The following is an 18936-nucleotide window of genomic DNA, read 5'->3' as shown; positions in this document are numbered from 1 at the left end:
TCCGACCGCCCCCCCCTATAGCGGCCTAGCCCTCAGACGTGGTGTGACGTGATGTCCGTGAGGCCAACGCGGCCTTGAGGTGTTCCAGGTAGCTCAGCAGTACCGGGATCACCGCCAGCACCAGCAGGGTCGAGACACCGAGGCCGAAGGCGATGGTCACCGCCATGGGGATCAGGAACTGGGCCTGCAGCGAGGTCTCGAACAGCAGTGGCGTCAGTCCACCGATGGTCGTCAGGGATGTCAGGAACATGGCCCTGACCCGCTGCACCACCGCCTCGTTGAGAGCCGCGTCGATATCCCGCCCGGCGTCACGCTCGTGACGATAGAAGGTCACCAGGATGATCGCATTGTTGACCACGATCCCGGACAGCCCGAACAGCCCGAACATCGACAGGATGGTGAGATCCAGCCCCATCACCCAATGGCCCAGCAAAGCCCCCACCAGCGCCAGCGGAATGGTCGCCATCACGATCAGCGGCAGGCTCCAGGAGGCAAATACCCAGGCCAGCACCACATACATCAGGCCCAGCCCGATGATCAGGCCGGTGCGCATGTCGGCGAAGGTATCGCGCTGGTCCGCCGCCTGGCCCTCGAAGGTGTAGCTCAGGTGGTAGCGCTCGGTCAGCGCCGGCAGCACCTCGGCTTGCAGCGCCTCGACCACCGTGGCGGTGTTGGTCACCTCGGTGTCGAGATCGGCACTCACCTCCACGGCCAGACGGCCATCGGCGTGACGCAGCGCCTCGAAGCCCTGGCGGTGATCCAGCGCCATCACCTGGTCCAATGGCACCAGGCGGCCATCGTCCACTCGCACCATCAGCCGCGGCAGGGTCGCCAGGTGCTCACGCTGGTCCTGCGGCAGCAGCACCCGCACCTCGATCTCGTCGGCACCGTCCTGATAGGTCTGCACCAGCACGCCATCGAAGGCTGCCCGCAACTGGCGCCCGAGTTCCCGGGTGGTCAGGCCCAGCGCGTGACCATAGGCGTTGACCGAGTAGATCAGTTGTTCGCGCCCCCAGGGCATGTCGTCCTCGGGCTCCAGCACCCCGGGCAACTGTCCGAGGCTGCGGGTCAGTGATTCCGCCGCCCGCTTCAGCGACTCGGCGGACTCGCCGACCAGGCGCACGTTGACGTCACGCCCCGGTGGCCCGCCGCTGCGCTCGACGATGGACAGGGTGTCGAGTCCCGGGACCTCGGACAGACGCTCTCGCCAGGCACGGATAAACGGCAGATTGCGCACCGAGCGCCGGTCGGACGGCACCAGCTCGACCATGATCGAGCCGACATTGTCACCGGTCCGTCCGCTGGCGTCGGCGGACAGGGTGCCACCCACGCGCACCACGGCGCTGCGCACCAGATCCCCGCCGAGGGCCTGTTCGGTGTCGTCGAGGGCCTTTTGCATGGTGGCCAGATAGTCCTCGACCCTATCTCGAGAGGTGCCGGTGACGAAGCTCAGGTTGGCGTAGAGGATGTTCGGCTCCGGCGTGGGGAAGAAATTGAACGCCAGACGCCCGCCCGCCAGGAGTCCCACCGTCACCAGCACCAGCGCCAGCGCCGCGCTCAAGGTCAGCGCCCGATGGCGCAGGGTGCTGGCGGAGAAGCGTCGGAAGGGCCCCTGGCGAAAACGATCGAAGCCGCTGTCGAAGGCACCTCGAAGACGCCCCAGCGGCCCCGGACGGCGCTCGCCGCCGGCGCGAGGCGAGAAGGCATTGCGCAGGTGGGCCGGCAGCACCACGAAGCACTCAAGCAACGATGCCACCAGCACGCAGATCATCACCACCGGAATGTCGCGCAGGATGTTGCCGATGATTCCCCCCACCATCAACAGCGGCATGAAGGCGGCCACGGTGGTCAGCGACGACGCCACCACCGGCCACAGCATCCTGCGGGCCGCACCCGCCGAGGCCAGGCGTGCCGCCTCGCCTGCGCGAAAGTGGGCATCGGCGTCCTCGCCGACGACGATGGCGTCGTCGACGATCACCCCCAACGCCATGATCAGGGCAAACAGCGAGATCATGTTGACCGAGCCGCCGATGCCCCAGAACACCGCCAGTGCGCCGAGAAAGGCGGTGGGAATACCGATGGCCACCCACAAGGCCACCCGCGCCGGCAGGAATAGATACAACAGCGCCAGTACCAGCACCAGGCCGCCCAGGCCATTGTTGATCAGCAGACCGATGCGATCGGCGATCAGCTGCCAGGTCTCGTCGTGGACCTCCAGCGTGATGCTCTCCGGCAGTTCCGCGCGGGTTTGCTCCAGCCAGCCATTGAGCACCTCGGCGGCGGCCAGTGAGTTGCCGCTCTCCGAGCGCTGCAGCATCAGCTCCACCGCCGGTTGTCCATGGTGGAGCACCTCCACCTGACGCGGACGGTTCTCCTGGCGGATCACCGCGATGTCACCGAGCGCCAGACGCACCCGCTGGCCCCCGCGCACCGCGATATCGGCAAACTCCTCGGCGCTGCGGCGCTGTTCCACCGCGCGCAGCTCGCGCTCGCCGTCCTGACTGCCAAGCAGCCCCGCGGGCAGGTCCAGCGACAGTCCCTCGATGCGCTCGGCGATCTCCGGCAGGCTCAGGTCCAGCTCGCCAAGCCGCTCCACCGGCACCTCCACGCTGATCTGCTGCTCCGGCAGTCCAACCAGCTCGACCCGATCGATCCCGGCCGACAGCAGCTCGTCCTCGAAACGGCGGGCCAGCCGACGCAGCGCCTCGCGATCGACGTCACCGGACAGTATCAGGCGGGCCACCGGCTCAAAGTTCTGGGCCCGCGAAACGCGCGGCTCCTCGGCGTCCCCGGGCAGATTGGTGAAGCCATCGACCTGCTCGCGCACATCATCCAGCGCCAGCACCGGGTCGGTACCCTCGTAGAACTCCAGGGTAATGCTCGACACCCCCTGGGCCGAGGTCGAGGTCATCCGCTTCAGGCCATCGAGATTGCGCAGGCGCTGCTCCAGCGGGATGGTGATGCCCTGCTCCACGTCTTCGGCCGAGGCGCCACTGTAGACGGTCTGCACCGAGACGATGTCCAGCGCAAAATCGGGGAAGAACTGGATGTTCATCCGCGACAGGCCCAGGGCGCCGCCGATCAGCATCACCAGCATTACCAGGTTGGCCGCGACCCGGTGGCGGACAAAGAAGCCAATCGGGCCTCTGGGGGCATTCGGTTGGGTATCTTCGCTCACGGGCCGGTCTCCGCCCGAACATCGTCGCCCGCGGACGGTGAGCTCACAGACTCACCAGACCTCTGGCCAGCCGGCACCTGGGTTGCGCTGATATCGGCGGGCCCGCTGCCCCGGGACAGGTCCACCACTCTCAATCCTTCGATGGCGTTGGGCAGATGGGTGGTGGCCAGGCGCTGGCCGTCGGCCAGACCGTCACCGCTGACGATCACCCAGGAGCCCCCGTCAGGCCCGCTGGTCTCGCCGTGACGCCTGACCTCAATCGGCCGCAGGCGCCCCTGTTCGATGACGTAGATCCGATCGGCACCGTACAGGGCACTGAAGGGTATCGCCGCACTCTCGGCCACCTCGGGACGGGCAAGCGACAGCGATACCAGCGAACCAGGCCGCAGGCGGGCCGGCGAGGACACTACCTCGAGGATGGCCTCGGTGCCGGCGGGATCCCCCTGGCCCGACAGTGCTCTCAGCCGATAGCGCCCGCCCTCGTCGTCGACGGCCTCAGGGCGAGCGCCATCGGCCAGGCTCGACACCAGTTCGGACTGTACGCCCCTGGGCACCCGGGCACGTACCTCGAGGCCATCGAGCGGGATCAGATCGAGCAGGGCGTCACCCTCGCGCACCCGGTCGCCCGGCGCGACTTCAACAGCGGTGACGATACCGGCGAAAGGCGCTTCGGCCCGGGCCCTTCGCGCATCGCGACGGGCTTCGGCCAGCGACGCCTCGGCCTGGCGCCGCTGGGCCTCGAGACTGGTCAGCCTGGCGGGGTGTCCGTCGAGTTCGCCCTGGCGACTGACCAGCGTCACCTGGGCTCGAGCGATTTCGTTCTCGTCGGCGTCAAGCTCGGCCCGGGAGGCCAGATTACGCCGCACCAGCGAGCGCATACGCTCGAGCTGACTGCGGGCGTTGTCGAGCAGCGACTGTTCCCGGGCCAGCGCCTGTCGATCGCTCTCGAAGCGAATCTTTTCCGCCTCGATCTCAGCCTCCAGCCGTGCCACCTCCGCCTCGGCCCGCGTCACCACCGGCACCACGTCTTCCTCGGCCAGGGCTACCAGCAGGTCGCCCTCTTCGACCCGGTCACCATCATGTACCGGGCGCTGCCCGACGTGGCCATCCAGCGACGCCACCAACCTCAGGCGATCCGGCGCCAGCACCTCGCCGTAGAGCGCCAGGGTCGGTGCGTGGCGGCCCAGCGACAGCGTCATGGCGGCGACCGGCCACTCTCGCTCTTCCACCGTTACCGGAGGCGGCGCCGGCCGCGTCACCTTCAACAGCCAGAACCCACCCACGCCGATCGCCAGAACCACGATCGGTAGCAGTCGCTTCAGCATTCCATCCATTCCCTTGTTCAGACCGCGCCCTTTGCCGATGAAGCGCTGTGTCAACGCATGCCGATAAAGCCACTTGGTAGTGTGCTCAAGCCGACAGTCACGTCGAAGACACCACCTGGCGTCTTCGCTGCACAGGCTCCTGCCACTGTTGCCCAGCCACGGGCGAGACGCAATCGCTCACCGCCAACGACCTTGTCCCTTGTGCGCATGCCCCTGGGAGCGGAGCCACCGATCCGGGCGCCGTGCCTGTAGCGCGCGCCCCACGACGGCCGGGGCTGCGATGCGCTATCATGCCGCCACTCATCGAGGGAGAGATCATGCCTGCCGCCCTTCCATTGCCGCTGTCGACGCCCAACCGCAATCTGATCCGCCTGACCTTCGTACGCGGCATCACCTGGACCGGCTTCCTGGTCGCCATCATCGTCGGCATCGAGCTGCTGGACTTCGCCCTCGACGTTCCTGCGGTGATCGCGGTGATCGTCGCCATGGGCCTGATCAATATCGCCACCTGGTGGCGCCTGGGCCGGCCCAGGGATGTCAGCCATCACGAGTACCTGATCCACCTGCTGCTGGACGTGGCCGGGCTGACCCTGCTGTTCTACTTCACCGGCGGTGCGACCAATCCCTTCATCACCTACTATCTGGTGCCGGTGACCATCGCCGCTGCCACCCTGCCCTGGCGTCACGCCTGGATCCTGGCACTCACCGCCATGGCCGCCTACAGCGCCCTGATGGTGGTCTACCATCCGGTGCCGCAGCTGGGCTCCCACTATGCCTCCAGCGTCAACCTTCACGTGCTGGGCATGTGGCTCAACTTCTTCCTGTCGGCAGGCCTGGTGACCTTCTTTATCTACAAGATGGCCCACGCCCTGCGCCATCGCGACCAGACCCTGGCTCGGACTCGCGAGGCGGCGCTGCGCTCGGAGCAGGTGCTGGCGGTGGCGACCCAGGCCGCCGGCACCGCCCACGAACTCGGCACGCCGCTGTCGACCATGGCGGTGGTACTGTCCGAACTCAAGAACGAACACCACGACGACCCCAGGCTGGTGGAAGATATCGACCTCTTGCGCCAGCAGGTTGACACCTGCAAGGCGCGCCTGCGCAACCTGGTCGAAAGCGCCGACCTCAGGCGCAAGGACGAGCCGGAGACCCGCGACGCCCAGAGCTGGCTCGATGGCGTGATCGACCGCTGGCTGGTGCTGCGCCCGGACGTTACCCATCGCCTTGAGGTCGCACGCCGACGCGGCCAGCCATCGATCGCGGTGGATACCACCCTGGACCAGGCGCTGACCAACCTGCTGAACAACGCCGCCGACGCCCAGCCAGACGATATCGAGATCCAGCTCGACTGGACCGCCGACAAGGTGATCATCGATATCCGCGATCATGGGCCAGGCATCCCCATGTCGATCGCCGACCAGCTCGGCGAGACCTTCGTGTCGACCAAGAGCAAGGGACTGGGAATCGGCCTGTTCCTGACCCATGCCACCATCAATCGCTTCGGCGGGGGCGTCAGTCTGTATAATCATCACGACGGCGGCACCCTGACCGAGGTCACCCTGCCCCGCGTCGGCTGAGTCTCCATTCACGAGGACATCATGCAAGACACCGCACACCGGCTACTGATCATCGATGACGATGAGGTCTTTTGCCACGTACTCGAACGCGCCATGCAGCGCCGCGGCCACGAGGTCGAGGTGGCCCATGACGCCACCCAGGCGCTGGAACTGGCGCGTCGCCACCAGCCTGAGGTCGCCACCCTGGACCTCAAGCTCGACCAGGACTCGGGGTTGAAGCTGTTGCCCGAACTGCTGGAGGTGGTTCCCGACTGCCGCATCGTGGTGCTGACCGGCTACTCCAGCATCGCCACGGCGGTGGAGGCGATCAAGCTCGGCGCGGTCAACTACCTGTGCAAGCCAGTGGACGCCGACGAGGTACTCAGCGCCCTGGAACAGCGTGAGGGCAATCCCGAGACCGAGGTGGCGGACAATCCCCCGTCGATCAACCGCCTGACCTGGGAGCATATCCAGAAGGTGCTGCAGGAACACGACGGCAACATCTCGGCCACCGCCAGAGCGCTCGGCATGCACCGTCGCACCCTGCAGCGCAAGCTGCAGAAGCGGCCAGTCCGGCGTTGATGAAACCATCGTACGCCGCTGGTGATAGCTCTCGAGACAGTAGCCCCGCGCTAAAGCAGACGCCCGATACAGCGGACACCCGATACAAAAGAGACGCAGCCCAAGGGCTGCGTCTCTTGTTTGAGCTCAGCACGCTAGTGCATGCCCGACGTCGGGTGTCTCTCCGTCCTTCTCTACCGGCCCTCTCTACCGTCCTTCTCTCTACCGGCCTTCCCTACCGTCCTTCATTGCGCCAGGCACCTCTAGATCAGAGGTTCTTGCACCCGTGCATTTTACCCCCAGGCTCTCAACACGAAGGGCCAAGCGCCAGGGGGTCTGCAACAGAGGGTCTGAAACAGAAAGGTCTGCAACGGAGGCTCTGCAACAGCGTGCTTTACTGGGCGGTCCAGCCCAGATCGATATTCCAGCTGGCGCCGGTGACTGCACCGGCCGCATCCGAGGCAAGATACCCGACCAGGCTCGCCACCTCGGAGGGGTCGATCAAGCGCTTAACGGCGGCATTCTTGAGCATGATCTGTTCGATCACCTCCTGCTCCTCCATCCCATGGAGTCTGGCCTGGTCGGCGATCTGATTGTCCACCAGTGGCGTCTTGACGTAGGCCGGACACAGGGCGTTGGCGGTGATGCCCTGGGCGCCGCCTTCCAGCGCAGCGGTCTTGGTCAGTCCGATCATGCCATGCTTGGCGCTGATGTAGGCGGCCTTGCCGGGCGAGGCCACCTGGGCATGGACCGAGGCGATATTGACGATGCGCCCCCAACCATTCTCGCGCATTGACGGCCAGGCCGCCTGGGTCAGCAGGAAGGGCGCGGTCAGCATCAGATCGATGATCTGACGCCATTTTTCCTGGGGGAACTCCTCGATGGGAGCGACGTGCTGGATGCCGGCGTTGTTGACCAGAATATCCAGCCGCCCGAAGCGCCTCAGGGCTTCATCGACGGCGCCGCGACAGGCCTCGGCCTGGGTGAGATCGGCCTCGTGGAAGACCGCACCCTCGGCCTCGGCCACCTCCCGTCCGGCCGGGTTGAAGTCGACCGCCAGGACTTGATGCCCCTGAGCACGCAGATGGGCGACGACCGCCGCACCGATGCCGCTGCTGGTGCCTGTCACCAGGGCAACTCTGGGAGTGGAATGATCGCTCACTATTGCTCTCCTCTGGGTCTGGAACACATCACCCGTCGAACGGGTGGCGTCGCTGATGACGATGCCTGCCAATGCCTACATCAGCATCCCAGCATATGCCAGTGCTGCATTGCAGCGCCAGCCGGACAAAGGTCTCGATCGCTCACTCGGGGGCCGTCATCACCTTGTCCATCAGCCGCTGTGCCAGGCGACAGGCCTCGCCCATGTCGTCGACATCGCCAAGGTCGTTCAACAGCAGGCAGCGCCACAATATGTCCCCGGCCATGATTTCCGGCTCCAGCTCGAATTCCCCCCTTGGCAGCTCCAGCACCTGAGGCCCGGCCGTGCCCGTATCGCACGCCTCGGCGGATTCCCGCACCAGCGCCAGCGACAGGTCGCAGGGCGTCAGCCAGGCGCCAACCAGCCATCCAGGACGGCCAGGACAGGGCGCAAAACACAAGGCATCCACCGCAAGCCGGGGGTGAAACTCCGGGCGCGCCTTGAACGCCCGCAGGTGACGATCACTGAATTCCCTGGCAAGACGTTCCAGCCGCCGGTACTGCTCCATCGATAACGCAGACATCACACCTTCCTGTCACTGTTGAACCCTTGATACCCCGTTACTGTCCTCGACTCCCACAGGCACGCGCCGAACGGGAATGTTAGACTTCAGCCAAAATCCCTCCCCCTGCAAGGAGTCGCCCATGACCCTCGAGGAACGTCTGGAAGCCACCATCGACATCGCCACGGCGGCTGGCAAGATGATCCGCGATGCCCGCGAAGGTGACGACCTCAAGCATCACTTCAAGGAAGGCCAGGAGCTGGTCACCGATACCGACGTGGCGGTGGACACCATGATCACCGAACGCCTGGAATCGGCCTTCCCCGGCGAGGACCGCCTCAGTGAGGAGCTGGCCCCCGACAAGGATGCCGTGGAACAAGATGGCGCCCTGTGGGTGGTCGATCCCATCGATGGTACCGTCAATTTCGCCCACGGGCTTTTCCATGTGGCGGTGTCCATCGCCTACGTCAAGGATGGCGTCACCCAATTGGGCGTGGTCCATGCCCCCTTCCTCGGCGAGACCTTCACCGCGATACGCGACAAGGGTGCCTGGCGCAATGGACAGTCGATCAGCGCAAGCCAGAGCGAGTCCCTCGAGCAGAGCCTGGTCGGTACCGGCTTTCCGTACCGGCGTGACAGCCGTCTGCCCCTGATGCGACGCCTTGGCGCGGTGCTTCACCACTGTCGCGATGTGCGTCGCAACGGCGCCGCCGCCCTGGACCTGTGCGATGTCGCCTGTGGTCGCCTGGATGCCTACTACGAAACCGTCTCTCCCTGGGATTTCGCCGCAGGCTGGCTGATCGCCCGAGAGGCCGGCGCCCGCACCGGGCACCTGTATCCCTGCCCGGAGGGCCTGCCCGAGGACCTTTACGGCGAGAACCTGCTGGTCAGCGCCCCGGCGATCTTCGACGAACTCGGAGAGCTGCTGCGCCAGGCCGACGCAGGGGAATTGCGCGATATCGGTATCGGTTGAGCGTCGACTTTTCGCCATGTCGATAGCCGTGTTCGATCGGACGGCATTCAGCAACGCTATTGGCCTTCCGCGACGCAATCCGTCACAATGCGCGCCATCCACTTACTCATTGACCGTCCCGCCGCATGGCGCCGGACAGGTCGCTGATTCAACACTACCCACTGCATCAACGATGCGAGGAGCTTTCATGATTGTTGTCATCTTCGGTCGCCCCGGCTGCCCCTTCTGCGTACGTGCCAAGGAGCTCGCCAACTCCCTGAGCGACGCCGGTCGCATCGAGGGCTACCGCTACGTGGACATCCACGAAGAAGGCATCACCAAGGCCGATATGGAAAAGACCATCGGCAAGCCGGTCACCACCGTGCCGCAGATCTTCGTCGACCAGACCCACGTGGGCGGCTTTACCGAGTTCGACCAGTACGTTCGCGACAATGAGCTGATGCCTGCCTGAACCGACGGCACAGCCGGTAACAAGACGGGAAGCCCACACGGGCTTCCCGTTTTCTTGCTGAAGACCCCACGAAACGTGCGCCTGGTCATGCCACCTGCCCTGCCCATCCTGGCCAACAGAGCTTGCCCTCACCCGTCTGGCCGCCGAAACCGTTGAACGTTCGCCCGTCGTTGAAAGATCGTCCCTCCTTCCTGCCTATACTCACAGAACAGGCTTCCTGGCAGGCAAGGATCGGCAATGACAGAGCAGCAGCGCTTCGTTCAGCAATTGTGGCTGGACTACGTCCATCAGCACCCTGACATCGGTGCGCTGCGCCTGTGGCCGGTGGATGCGCCGGTCGAGTGCTTCACGCTGGTCACCGTGAGCCAGTCCCCCTGGAGCCTGGCCTCCCTGTTGCCGGATCTTGAACAGCACGGCTACCGCCCTCTATATCGCTACGCCCTTCCCGACCGAGGCCTGCTCGCCTGCCTGTTCGCCGGCCGTGAAGAAGGGCCGAGACTGAACATCGTCGAGCTGCAGACCACCCGTCTGTCGCGTCAGCCTCGCGATACTCTGCTGAAGCTGGTCGCCACCGGCAACGCAGAACGAACCCCATTGCTTGGCGCCAACCGACCCTGGTCGATGCCTGACTGGGACAGCTACCAGCAGCTTCATCGCGCCCATCCACTGGCCGGCTGGCTGGCGGTCATGGGCCCCCGGGTGCATCACGTCGCCTTCGATTGCCGCAGACTCGACAGAAGCCTGGTCGAGCTGGACCAGGCACTCCAGCAACATGGCCTGCACGCCGGACAGAACGAGGATCTGGCGCTCCCGCTGTCGGCGATGGTCGAACACCGCTTCTACCCGACCTGCTCTCGGCGTCTGGCGTTCGCCCAGGGAGATGAACATCGGGTGCAGCTCGGCGGCCTGCTGCTCTTGGAAAAACAGGCCAGTGCGGGCCAGCAGCGCACCGCCGACGTGATGCTGCCACCCCACAGCCGCTGCGAAATCACCTGACGCCGGGCGTTAGCCGACGGCGTCGGCTGTGTGCTCTTCTTCACCCTCCAGGTCCAGCTCAAGCTGCTGGGGCTCGTAGCGGGGATCGATCTCGGCGAAGTGCGGAGTCTCCATCACCGGCTGAGCGACGAAGGGCTCCTGCTCGACCGACTTGCCCCGCTCACCGTGGAGCCTGACCATCACGAACATGGCCAGGGCAAAGGCCGCCATGCCGAGAAACAGCCATAGTCCGTCGGGACCCGCCGCCTGCATCACCAGCGAGGCACTGAAAGGCCCGATGACCGAGCCGATCCCGTACCAGATCATCAGCTTGGCATTGGCAGCGACCACCTCCTCGGGTTCGAGCCAGTCATTGGTATGGGCCAGACTGAGCGAATACAGGGTGTGCAGCATGGCAGTGTGGCCGCAGGCGATCGCCAGCAGCAGCCAGAAGCTGGCACCGGCCGCCGCCGAGATCAGAGCACCGGTGACGGTCATCACGATCGCCATCCACAGAATGACGCGACGCCGGTCGAGACGATCCGAAACCCGTCCCAGCCCCCACTGGGCGACCAGCGCCACCAGGGTGGTAACCGCCATGAACTTGGCGGTCTGGGCGGTGGTCAGGCCGATTTCCTGACCGTAGTACGGAGTCATGGCGAAGAACGCCTGCACCATCAGGCCGCCGGTAAAGGCACCGACCAGGCCCACCGGCGCCCGCCGATACAAGGTCGACAGACGAATCTTGCGCGGCGTCACATCGTGGTGACGACTGGGCCCCTGGATACGATGAATCGACAACGGGACCAGCGACAGCGCAAACAGCATCCCCACCACCGAGAACAGTACCGGGCCGCCCGGGTCGGCCAGATTGAGCATCCACTGGCCGCCGGCCAGCGAGGTGGTCGAAATCACCATGTACCAGCCCAGCACGCGACCGCGATTGTCGTTGCTGGACTCCCCCGACACCCAGGACTCCATGACCATCAACAGGCCCGCCGTGGCACCACCCCCGATCAGCCGCCAGACCAGCCAGGCCCAGGGATTGATCCACAGTCCATGAAGCATGGCGGTAACCGCCAGCGACGCCGCACAGGCGGCGAACACGCGAATATGGCCGACGCTGCGAATGCGCTTCTCGAGCCAGTAGCTTCCGGCCACGAACCCCAGCGAGAAGCTCGACATCAGAAGCCCCGCCATCTGGGAGGGGAAGCCCTCCAGCGACATGCGGACCCCTAGCAGGGTCATGATCAGACCGTGACCCAGCAGGAAGCTGATCTCACACAGGAACAGAACCGGGAGAGTGGCAGGGAGTGCGCGCAACACAGACCTCCGTGGCGATGGCGAATGGCCGGCCGAGAGCCCGTCTCGACCAGTGACCTGGGCGCCGCATTGTACCTGCCAGGGCTAGACTCTCCATCCCTCCCACGAGGTTCATCCACAGATTCTGTGGATAAAGCTGTGCATCAAGGCGTTTGAACCGTCCAAAAGCCCGATCACTGCGGCACCGGACTCAAGATGGTCATAAATTCGGCAACCGCGACAGGGTCTCGCAAACGCCAGCGGGCCGGCGTAAGCCGGGCCGCTGCGAGGGTGCCAAAACCTTGTTCTCGCTCAAGGTATCAGCCAGCAAAACATGCTGGCTCGGCAAGGGTGACGCTCGTCAAAGGGCGTTTCGGTCAGTCGAAGACCATTTCCGGGACGTCATCCGGCACGATCAGCTTGCCGGCGGTCTTTTCCTTGATCTCCTCGACACTGACGCCCGGTGCCCGCTCCTTGAGGATAAAGGCGCCGTTATCGATCTCCAGATAGGCCAGATCGGTCAGCACACGATTGATGCAGCCGGCACCGGTCAGCGGCAGGCTGCAGGACTCCAGCAGCTTGGAGGTGCCGTCCTTGGAGGCATGGGTCATGGTGCAGATGATGTTTTCGGCACCCGCCACCAGGTCCATGGCTCCGCCCATGCCCTTGATCAGCTTGCCCGGGATCATCCAGGAAGCGATGTTGCCGTTCTGGTCAACCTCGAAGGCGCCCAGCACCGTCAGGTCGACGTGACCGCCGCGAATCATCGCGAAGGATTCCGCCGAGGAAAAGATCGCCGAGCCCGGACGCGCGGTGACGGTCTGCTTGCCTGCGTTGATCATGTCCGGATCGACCTCTTCCTCGGTGGGGTAACGCCCCATGCCGAGCAGACCGTTCTCGGACTGCAGCATCACGTCCATGCCTTCCGGAATATAGTTTGCCACCAGGGTCGGAATGCCGATGCCCAGGTTCACGTAGAAGCCGTCTTCGAGTTCGCGCGCGACACGCTGCGCCATCTGTTCACGAGTGAGTGCCATCTTGATGCCTCTTTGCTGTTCTTTGGAGAAGTCGTTGCGTCAGGGCGATGCGCCTGATCAGCCCTGGTGTACGGTGCGCTTCTCGATACGCTTCTCGAAGGTGCCCTGGATCAGGCGGTCGACGTAGATACCGGGCGTGTGGATCTCGGCCGGATCCAGCTCGCCCGGCTCGACGATCTCTTCGACCTCGACCACCGTGATCTTGCCGGCGGTGGCGACCATGGGATTGAAGTTCTGGGCGGTCTTGCGATAGACCACATTGCCGTAGCGATCGGCCTTCCAGCCCTTGACGATGGCGAAGTCACCGACGATGGCCTCTTCAAGGATATAGTGGCGACCGTTGAATTCGCGCACTTCCTTGCCCTCACCGATGGGGGTGCCATAGCCGGTCGCCGTGTAGAAGGCGGGAATACCGGCACCACCGGCGCGCATCTTTTCGGCCAGGGTCCCCTGCGGGGTCAGCTGCACATCGATCTCGCCGTCGAGCATCTGACGCTCGAACAGGGCGTTCTCGCCCACGTAGGAGGCCAGGATCTTGCTGATCTGACGGTCCTCCAGCAGCACCCCGAGGCCAAAGCCATCGACGCCACAGTTGTTGGAGACCACCGTGAGGTCCTTGACCCCGCGACGCTTGATCTCGGCGATCAGGTTCTCCGGAATGCCGCAGAGACCGAAGCCTCCGGCCAGCACCGTCATACCGCTCTCGATGCCGTCCATCGCCTCTTCATAGGAATACACGCGCTTGTCGAATCCGGCCATGTGGGGCGCCTCGTCTGTCGATGAAAGTGAAAGGAGAGGTGGCGAACCGGCACCGTTCGGGTGCCCCGCCCTGCCTCAAGGTAGCACTGAAGGCAGTGTTGCTCGCCCCCATATATTTGTTAAGTTTGTTTTCTTTATTGATTATTTATATCTTTAAATAAATTTGACCTTGGTAGCATGTCGTGACCGTCAAGCAACTGCGTGCCTTTCTGGCAGTAGCCAGAACCCTGAGCTTCACCCAGGCCTGTGAACAGCTCCACCTCTCCCAGCCGGCGCTGAGCCTGGCGATCAAGGGTCTCGAGGACAGCCTAGGCGGTAGACTGCTGATCCGCACGACCCGAAGCGTCCGCCTGACCCCCGAAGGTGAGTCCCTGGTGCCACTGGCCAAACGCTTGCTGGTGGAATGGGACAACACCGAGGACGCCCTGCGCCAACGCTTCACCCTGCAACTAGGGCGGCTCTCCCTGGCCGCCATGCCGGCCTTTGCCGGCAATCTGCTGGCCCCGGCGCTGGGGGTGTTTCACCGCCAGCACCCGCGCATCAACGTCACCGTACATGACGTGGTCAACGAGCAGGTGATCGACATGGTGCGCCAGCGCCAGGTGGAGATGGGCATCGCCTTCGAGCCGGAGGCCACCGGCAGCCTGCACTTCACTCCGCTGTTTCACGACCGCTTCGTGGCCGTGCTGCCCCCACGCTCGCCTCTGGTACAGCATTCAAGCCTCGACTGGGAAAGCCTGATGAGCTGGGACTTCGTGGCCTTGCAACGGCCTTCCATGGTACGCCGCCTGCTGGAGCAGCAGCTCGGTGCCCGACACGGGGCCCTCAAGGTAGCCTTCGAGACCCATCAGCTCGCCAGCGTCGGGCGCATGGTGGCCAATGGCCTGGGCGTCAGCGCGGTGCCCTCGCTGTGCCTGCGTCAGATGCAGGAGGCCGGCGCGGTCTGCCGCCCGCTCAAGGATCCCGTCATCGAGCGCGCCGTGGGGGTGGTCACCTGGAATCCCCATGAGCTGTCGGTGGCCGCCCGCGCCATGCTCCAGGTACTGGTCGACAATATCGAGACACCGGCCCTCTCAGAAGCATGACGCCGACATGGCCGTGGACCCTCGCACTGGGCAGCCGGCACCGGATCCATTAGGATTGGCGGGCCTGCCTCGCCCACTGTCACGGCCAGGCGACACCCGCTCTATCTGCTGTTGCGAGGTTATCCTAGGAATGTCGACCCTCAAGGGCCTGATCAGCGTTCTGCTGCTGGTTGGCAACACGCTATTCTGGACCATCCCGCTGGTGATCCTGACCCTGCTCAAGGTGGTCACCCCCGGGCGGCGCTGGCAGCGGCGCGTGCTGGCCGGACTCAACGCCATCGCCCTCAACTGGATCGGTTTCAACCTGTGGTGGATGCGTCACTGGGTCAAGCCCGACCTTCGCATGTCGGTGCCCGAGGGGCTGAGCCCGGACGCCTGGTATCTGGTGCTGTCCAACCATCGGAGCTGGACCGACATCTTCCTGCTGATGATGGCGTTTCATCGCAAGATCCCGATGCCGCGCTTCTTTCTCAAGCAGCAGCTCATCTGGATCCCGGTAGTAGGCATGGCCTGGTGGGCACTGGAGTTTCCCTTCATGCGCCGCTACAGCAAGGAGCGCCTGGCCGCCAACCCACGCCTGGCCGAGCGCGATCGCAAGGCCACCGAGCGCATGTGCGAGCGCGCCCGCGACGTCCCCATTGCCATCATCAACTTTGTCGAAGGGACCCGTTTCACCCCGGCCAAGCGCGAGGCCAGGCAAAGCCCCTTTCGCCATCTGTTGCGCCCCAAGGCCGGCGGCATCGCCCAGGTACTGAACCTGCTCGGCGATCGTCTCGACGCCATCATCGACCTCACCATCGACTACCAGTCGAGCCAACCCAGCTTCTGGCGCTTTCTGTGCGGCCAGGAGAAGGCCATTCGCCTTGATGCACGCCGCCTCGACGTGGCGCCGTGGATGCTGGAGGGGCGCTATCACGACGACCCGCACTACAAGGAACGCTTCCACTCATGGCTCAACGCCCTGTGGCAGAACAAGGACGCCTCACTCGACTCGCACCGCTGGTGATCGCCCTGCTGCTGGCCGGCTGCGCCGGTCAGGGGGCATCCCCGACGTCATCGCAACGCAGCGCCAGCGTCGCCGGCAGCAGCATTGCCGGCGACTGGATCAGCGTACAGCGCGGCGACACCCTCGGCTCCATCGCCCGCCGCGCCGGCGTACCGCTATTGCGGCTGCAGCGCTTCAATCCGGGTGTCGACGCCCGCCACCTGGCCGTGGGTCAGCGCCTGCTGGTGCCCTCTCATCAGGAGCGGGCGCCGTCCGGTGGCCCCTATCGCTATCAGATCCGCCCCGGCGACACCTATAGCGCCGTTGCCAGGCGCTTCGGCACCACCGCTCAGCGCATCCAGAGTGCCAACCCTGGCGTCCGCGCCACCGACCTCAAGGTCGGCCAGGTGATCCAGGTGCCGCTGGCCAGCCGATCGGTCGCCAGCCGCTCATCATCCAGCAGCTCAGGCACGTCCAGCCCCTCTCGCTCCGCTTCGTTGCCGGATCCCGGTCCGGTCGCCTCAAACGCTCGTGGCTGGCCCTGGCCGCTGGACGACTACCGGGTGGTGCGCCGTTACGGCAAGGACAGCCGCGGCAGCCTGCAGCCGATGCTGCTGGCCACCGACGAGGGCGCCCGGGCCAAGGCCGTTGCCGATGGCCAGGTGCGGTTTGCCGACGGCATGCGCCAACTGGGCCAGGTGGTGATCGTGCACCACGCCGATAACCTGCAGAGTGTCTACGCGCTATGTGACGACCTGCTGGTCAAGCAGGGAGAACAGGTCAGCCGCGGCACCCCACTATGCGTGGTCGGCAAGCATGCCTCGACCGGCCGCCACGATCTGCTGTTCGACATGCGCCATGGCGGCAAGCCCATCGACCCGGACACCATCCTTCGCTGAGCGCTGCGGGCCGAGTCGACGCAAGCACAGACCGCTTGTCCGTCGCCCGGCCCCATCGACACCGTAACAGCCTGTTCATATCGCTGACCTAGAGATGTCATGCTGGAGCATCACTCTGTCTCGGGAGCGGGCCATACGGGGCCCGACCGGTACGAGGAATTCCATGCGCATCTGTCTGGTCAGCGAAACCTGGTCTCCTGATATCAATGGGGTCGCCCATACGCTGGGGCGCATCAGCCAGGAACTGCGTGCTCTTGGCGTGACGCTGCAGCTGGTCCGGCCGGCCCCCGTCGACGGCTCCACCGAACCCGCCACCGGGATGGCCCACGAACTTCGTGTACGCGGCATGTCGATGCCGCGCTACAAGGAAGTGCGTATCGGCTGGACCTCCGCCAGTCGTCTGCGCAGGCTATGGCGCGACAATCGTCCCGACGCCATCTATGTAGCGACCGAAGGCCCCTTGGGCTGGTCAGCGCTGCGCGCGGCAGAAAAGCTGGACATCCCCGTGGTCAGCGGCTGGCACACCAACTTCGATCACTACTGCCAGGACTATGGTCTGCCGTGGCTGGCGCCACTGGTACGCGATCGCCTGCGTCATTTTCACAATCGCTGTGCGGCGACCCTGGTACCGACCCATCAGCAAGCCCGGGAGCTGACGCAAAGAGGCTTCGAGCGCGTCAGCGTCATGGCACGCGGCATCGAAGGCGAGCGTTTCACCCCCGCCAAGCGTAGTCAGCAACTGCGCGACAGCTGGGGTGTCGGCCAGCACCAGCCGGTGGCGCTCTACGTGGGCCGACTGGCGCCGGAGAAGAACCTGGAGCTGTTGCGCGACACCTTTCTCGACATGCTCGAGGCGCGCCCCGACATGCGCCTGGTGGTGGTGGGCGACGGCCCCGGCCGGGCATCGCTGGAAAAGGCCCAGCCGGACGCCATCTTTACCGGCTTCATCGATTCCGCCGAGATGCAGATCCACTACGCCAGCGCCGACATCTTCGTCTTTCCCTCGCTGTCGGAGACCTGGGGCAACGTCATTCTCGAAGCCATGGCCAGCGGCCTGGCGGTCGTAGCCTTCCGCCACGCGGCCGGCGCCGAGTTGATCACCACCGACAAGGATGGTGTCAGCGTCGCCGCCGGTGACAACGCCGAATTCCGCCAGCAGGCGACAGCCCTATGCCAGCAGCAGGCACGCTACGCCCGCCTGGGCCGCGCCGCCCGGGAACGCGCCCTGGCCTACCGCTGGCCATCCATCGCCCAGACCTTCCTCGACGCCCATCACCAAGCCCTGACGTCGGGAACCGGCCTGTCGGACCCCGCCAAGGCCTAGATCAGGCAGTGGCTCGAACACCCCGCCGCCAGAGCGAACACCCCCGCCGCCAGAGCGAGCGGCGGCGTGGAGGCCACAGGCAGCGGGCCCTAGCACGACACATGACGACAAAAGACGATAGAAGACGACTTACCGCCAGGGAGATGTGACATGCCCACTAAAATCCCGCAGATGTTCGACCGCCTGGATATGCTCGAGTGGCAACTGTGCCAGCGCACCGCCGGCCTCAGCATTCACCGCCCCTGGCTATCCACCTTGAAGATCTCCAGCAAGCTGGGCGACTGGCCGATCTGGGTGGCGCTGATCGTGGCGTTGCCGGCGATCCACGGCCGCGATATCGGTCTGCGCCTGATGCTCGAATACACCCTCACCGCCGTGGTGGCTATCGCGGTGTACAAGCTGCTGAAGACCCGTCTGTGTCGAGAGCGGCCCTTCATCACCTTTGGCGGCAGCATCCAGTGCAACGAACCGGCCAGGGACCGCTACAGCTTCCCCAGCGGCCACACCATGCACGCGGTGATGTTCTGTACCCTGGTCGCGGTACACAGCCCCGCCCTGCTGCCCTGGCTGCTGCCGCTGGCGGGCTTGATCGCTATCTCGCGGGTGGGCCTGGGGCTGCACTACTACAGTGACGTCCTTGCCGGCGCGGCACTCGGCTATGGCATGGCCCTGGCTAGCCTCGGGCTTTCCTCGACCACTCTGCTGATCGCGGCGTCCCACTGACGCCGCCTCGGGGGGGGGCATCACTGCCGCTCGCCCGCATCTCGCCCGCACCTCCAGAACAAGCGCCACCGCTCCTGATCGGTGGCGCCAGCCAGCCTTC

General features: G+C 65.2%; 17 protein-coding genes. 10 read left to right on the top strand and 7 right to left on the bottom strand.

The features are described from left to right. Positions 1 to 25: 25 nt before the first annotated feature. Positions 26 to 3178, bottom strand: coding sequence for an efflux RND transporter permease subunit (locus NFH98_RS09530; protein ID WP_349622599.1), 3153 nt, complete (start codon positions 3176 to 3178; stop codon positions 26 to 28). Beyond that, positions 3175 to 4503 carry an efflux RND transporter periplasmic adaptor subunit gene (locus tag NFH98_RS09525; protein WP_349622598.1) on the bottom strand — a complete coding sequence of 443 codons (1329 nt, stop codon included), beginning with the start codon at positions 4501 to 4503 and terminating at the stop codon, positions 3175 to 3177. Before NFH98_RS09525 ends, NFH98_RS09530 begins: the two co-directional genes overlap by 4 nt. Before the next feature lie 317 nt (positions 4504 to 4820). Here NFH98_RS09525 and NFH98_RS09520 point away from each other — a divergent pair, with 317 nt between their 5' ends. Continuing rightward, positions 4821 to 6080, top strand: coding sequence for an ATP-binding protein (locus tag NFH98_RS09520; protein WP_045991463.1), 1260 nt, complete (start codon positions 4821 to 4823; stop codon positions 6078 to 6080). Between the two features lie 21 nt (positions 6081 to 6101). Continuing rightward, positions 6102 to 6641 (top strand): response regulator transcription factor, encoded by a 540-nt coding sequence (locus NFH98_RS09515; protein WP_045991464.1) that lies wholly within the window; start codon positions 6102 to 6104, stop codon positions 6639 to 6641. A gap of 373 nt (positions 6642 to 7014) precedes the next feature. Here the strand turns inward: NFH98_RS09515 and NFH98_RS09510 are convergent, their stop codons facing one another. Beyond that, positions 7015 to 7782 carry a 3-hydroxybutyrate dehydrogenase gene (locus tag NFH98_RS09510; protein ID WP_375038409.1) on the bottom strand — a complete coding sequence of 256 codons (768 nt, stop codon included), beginning with the start codon at positions 7780 to 7782 and terminating at the stop codon, positions 7015 to 7017. Positions 7783 to 7924: 142 nt separating this feature from the next. Further along, positions 7925 to 8344: a [NiFe]-hydrogenase assembly chaperone HybE gene (hybE, locus tag NFH98_RS09505; RefSeq protein ID WP_108133582.1), complete on the bottom strand. Its 420-nt coding sequence runs from the start codon at positions 8342 to 8344 to the stop codon at positions 7925 to 7927. Positions 8345 to 8465: 121 nt separating this feature from the next. On the opposite strand from hybE, the gene NFH98_RS09500 reads away from it, so the two are divergent. The 3 genes from NFH98_RS09500 to NFH98_RS09490 all read left to right on the top strand — a co-directional run bounded on the left by NFH98_RS09500 (position 8466) and on the right by NFH98_RS09490 (position 10743). Next, positions 8466 to 9296 carry an inositol monophosphatase family protein gene (locus NFH98_RS09500; protein WP_108133581.1) on the top strand — a complete coding sequence of 277 codons (831 nt, stop codon included), beginning with the start codon at positions 8466 to 8468 and terminating at the stop codon, positions 9294 to 9296. Between the two features lie 187 nt (positions 9297 to 9483). Continuing rightward, positions 9484 to 9747, top strand: coding sequence for a GrxA family glutaredoxin (locus NFH98_RS09495; protein WP_045991468.1), 264 nt, complete (start codon positions 9484 to 9486; stop codon positions 9745 to 9747). 237 nt (positions 9748 to 9984) lie between these two features. After that, complete coding sequence (locus NFH98_RS09490; RefSeq protein ID WP_348828050.1) at positions 9985 to 10743, top strand: VOC family protein; 759 nt, start codon at positions 9985 to 9987, stop codon at positions 10741 to 10743. Between the two features lie 9 nt (positions 10744 to 10752). Here the strand turns inward: NFH98_RS09490 and NFH98_RS09485 are convergent, their stop codons facing one another. The 3 genes from NFH98_RS09485 to NFH98_RS09475 form a co-directional block, all read right to left on the bottom strand. Next, positions 10753 to 12045, bottom strand: coding sequence for an MFS transporter (locus NFH98_RS09485; RefSeq protein WP_045991470.1), 1293 nt, complete (start codon positions 12043 to 12045; stop codon positions 10753 to 10755). Between the two features lie 356 nt (positions 12046 to 12401). Beyond that, a complete protein-coding gene (locus NFH98_RS09480; RefSeq protein WP_045991471.1) occupies positions 12402 to 13061 on the bottom strand; it encodes a CoA transferase subunit B in 660 nt (219 codons plus the stop codon). A gap of 57 nt (positions 13062 to 13118) precedes the next feature. Beyond that, positions 13119 to 13820, bottom strand: coding sequence for a CoA transferase subunit A (locus NFH98_RS09475; protein WP_045991472.1), 702 nt, complete (start codon positions 13818 to 13820; stop codon positions 13119 to 13121). A 182-nt stretch (positions 13821 to 14002) separates the two neighbouring features. On the opposite strand from NFH98_RS09475, the gene NFH98_RS09470 reads away from it, so the two are divergent. From NFH98_RS09470 to NFH98_RS09450, 5 genes are all read left to right on the top strand, one after another. Beyond that, positions 14003 to 14905: a LysR family transcriptional regulator gene (locus NFH98_RS09470; protein WP_349622597.1), complete on the top strand. Its 903-nt coding sequence runs from the start codon at positions 14003 to 14005 to the stop codon at positions 14903 to 14905. Between the two features lie 130 nt (positions 14906 to 15035). After that, the gene (gene yihG, locus NFH98_RS09465) at positions 15036 to 15911 is read left to right on the top strand and encodes a 1-acylglycerol-3-phosphate O-acyltransferase, YihG family (RefSeq protein WP_222516842.1); all 876 of its coding nucleotides are present in this window, start codon (positions 15036 to 15038) and stop codon (positions 15909 to 15911) included. Further along, positions 15854 to 16789, top strand: coding sequence for a LysM peptidoglycan-binding domain-containing protein (locus NFH98_RS09460; protein WP_349622596.1), 936 nt, complete (start codon positions 15854 to 15856; stop codon positions 16787 to 16789). Before yihG ends, NFH98_RS09460 begins: the two co-directional genes overlap by 58 nt. A gap of 163 nt (positions 16790 to 16952) precedes the next feature. Beyond that, positions 16953 to 18113 carry a glycosyltransferase family 4 protein gene (locus NFH98_RS09455; protein WP_349622595.1) on the top strand — a complete coding sequence of 387 codons (1161 nt, stop codon included), beginning with the start codon at positions 16953 to 16955 and terminating at the stop codon, positions 18111 to 18113. A gap of 150 nt (positions 18114 to 18263) precedes the next feature. Next, positions 18264 to 18836, top strand: coding sequence for a phosphatase PAP2 family protein (locus NFH98_RS09450; protein WP_348816058.1), 573 nt, complete (start codon positions 18264 to 18266; stop codon positions 18834 to 18836). Positions 18837 to 18936: the final 100 nt, after the last annotated feature.

The sequence above is a fragment of the Halomonas sp. H33-56 genome, from assembly GCF_040147035.1.
Taxonomy (GTDB): domain Bacteria; phylum Pseudomonadota; class Gammaproteobacteria; order Pseudomonadales; family Halomonadaceae; genus Halomonas; species Halomonas litopenaei.
The sequence above is the reverse complement of the archived record's forward strand: the minus strand, read 5'-3'. Positions and strand labels throughout refer to the sequence as shown.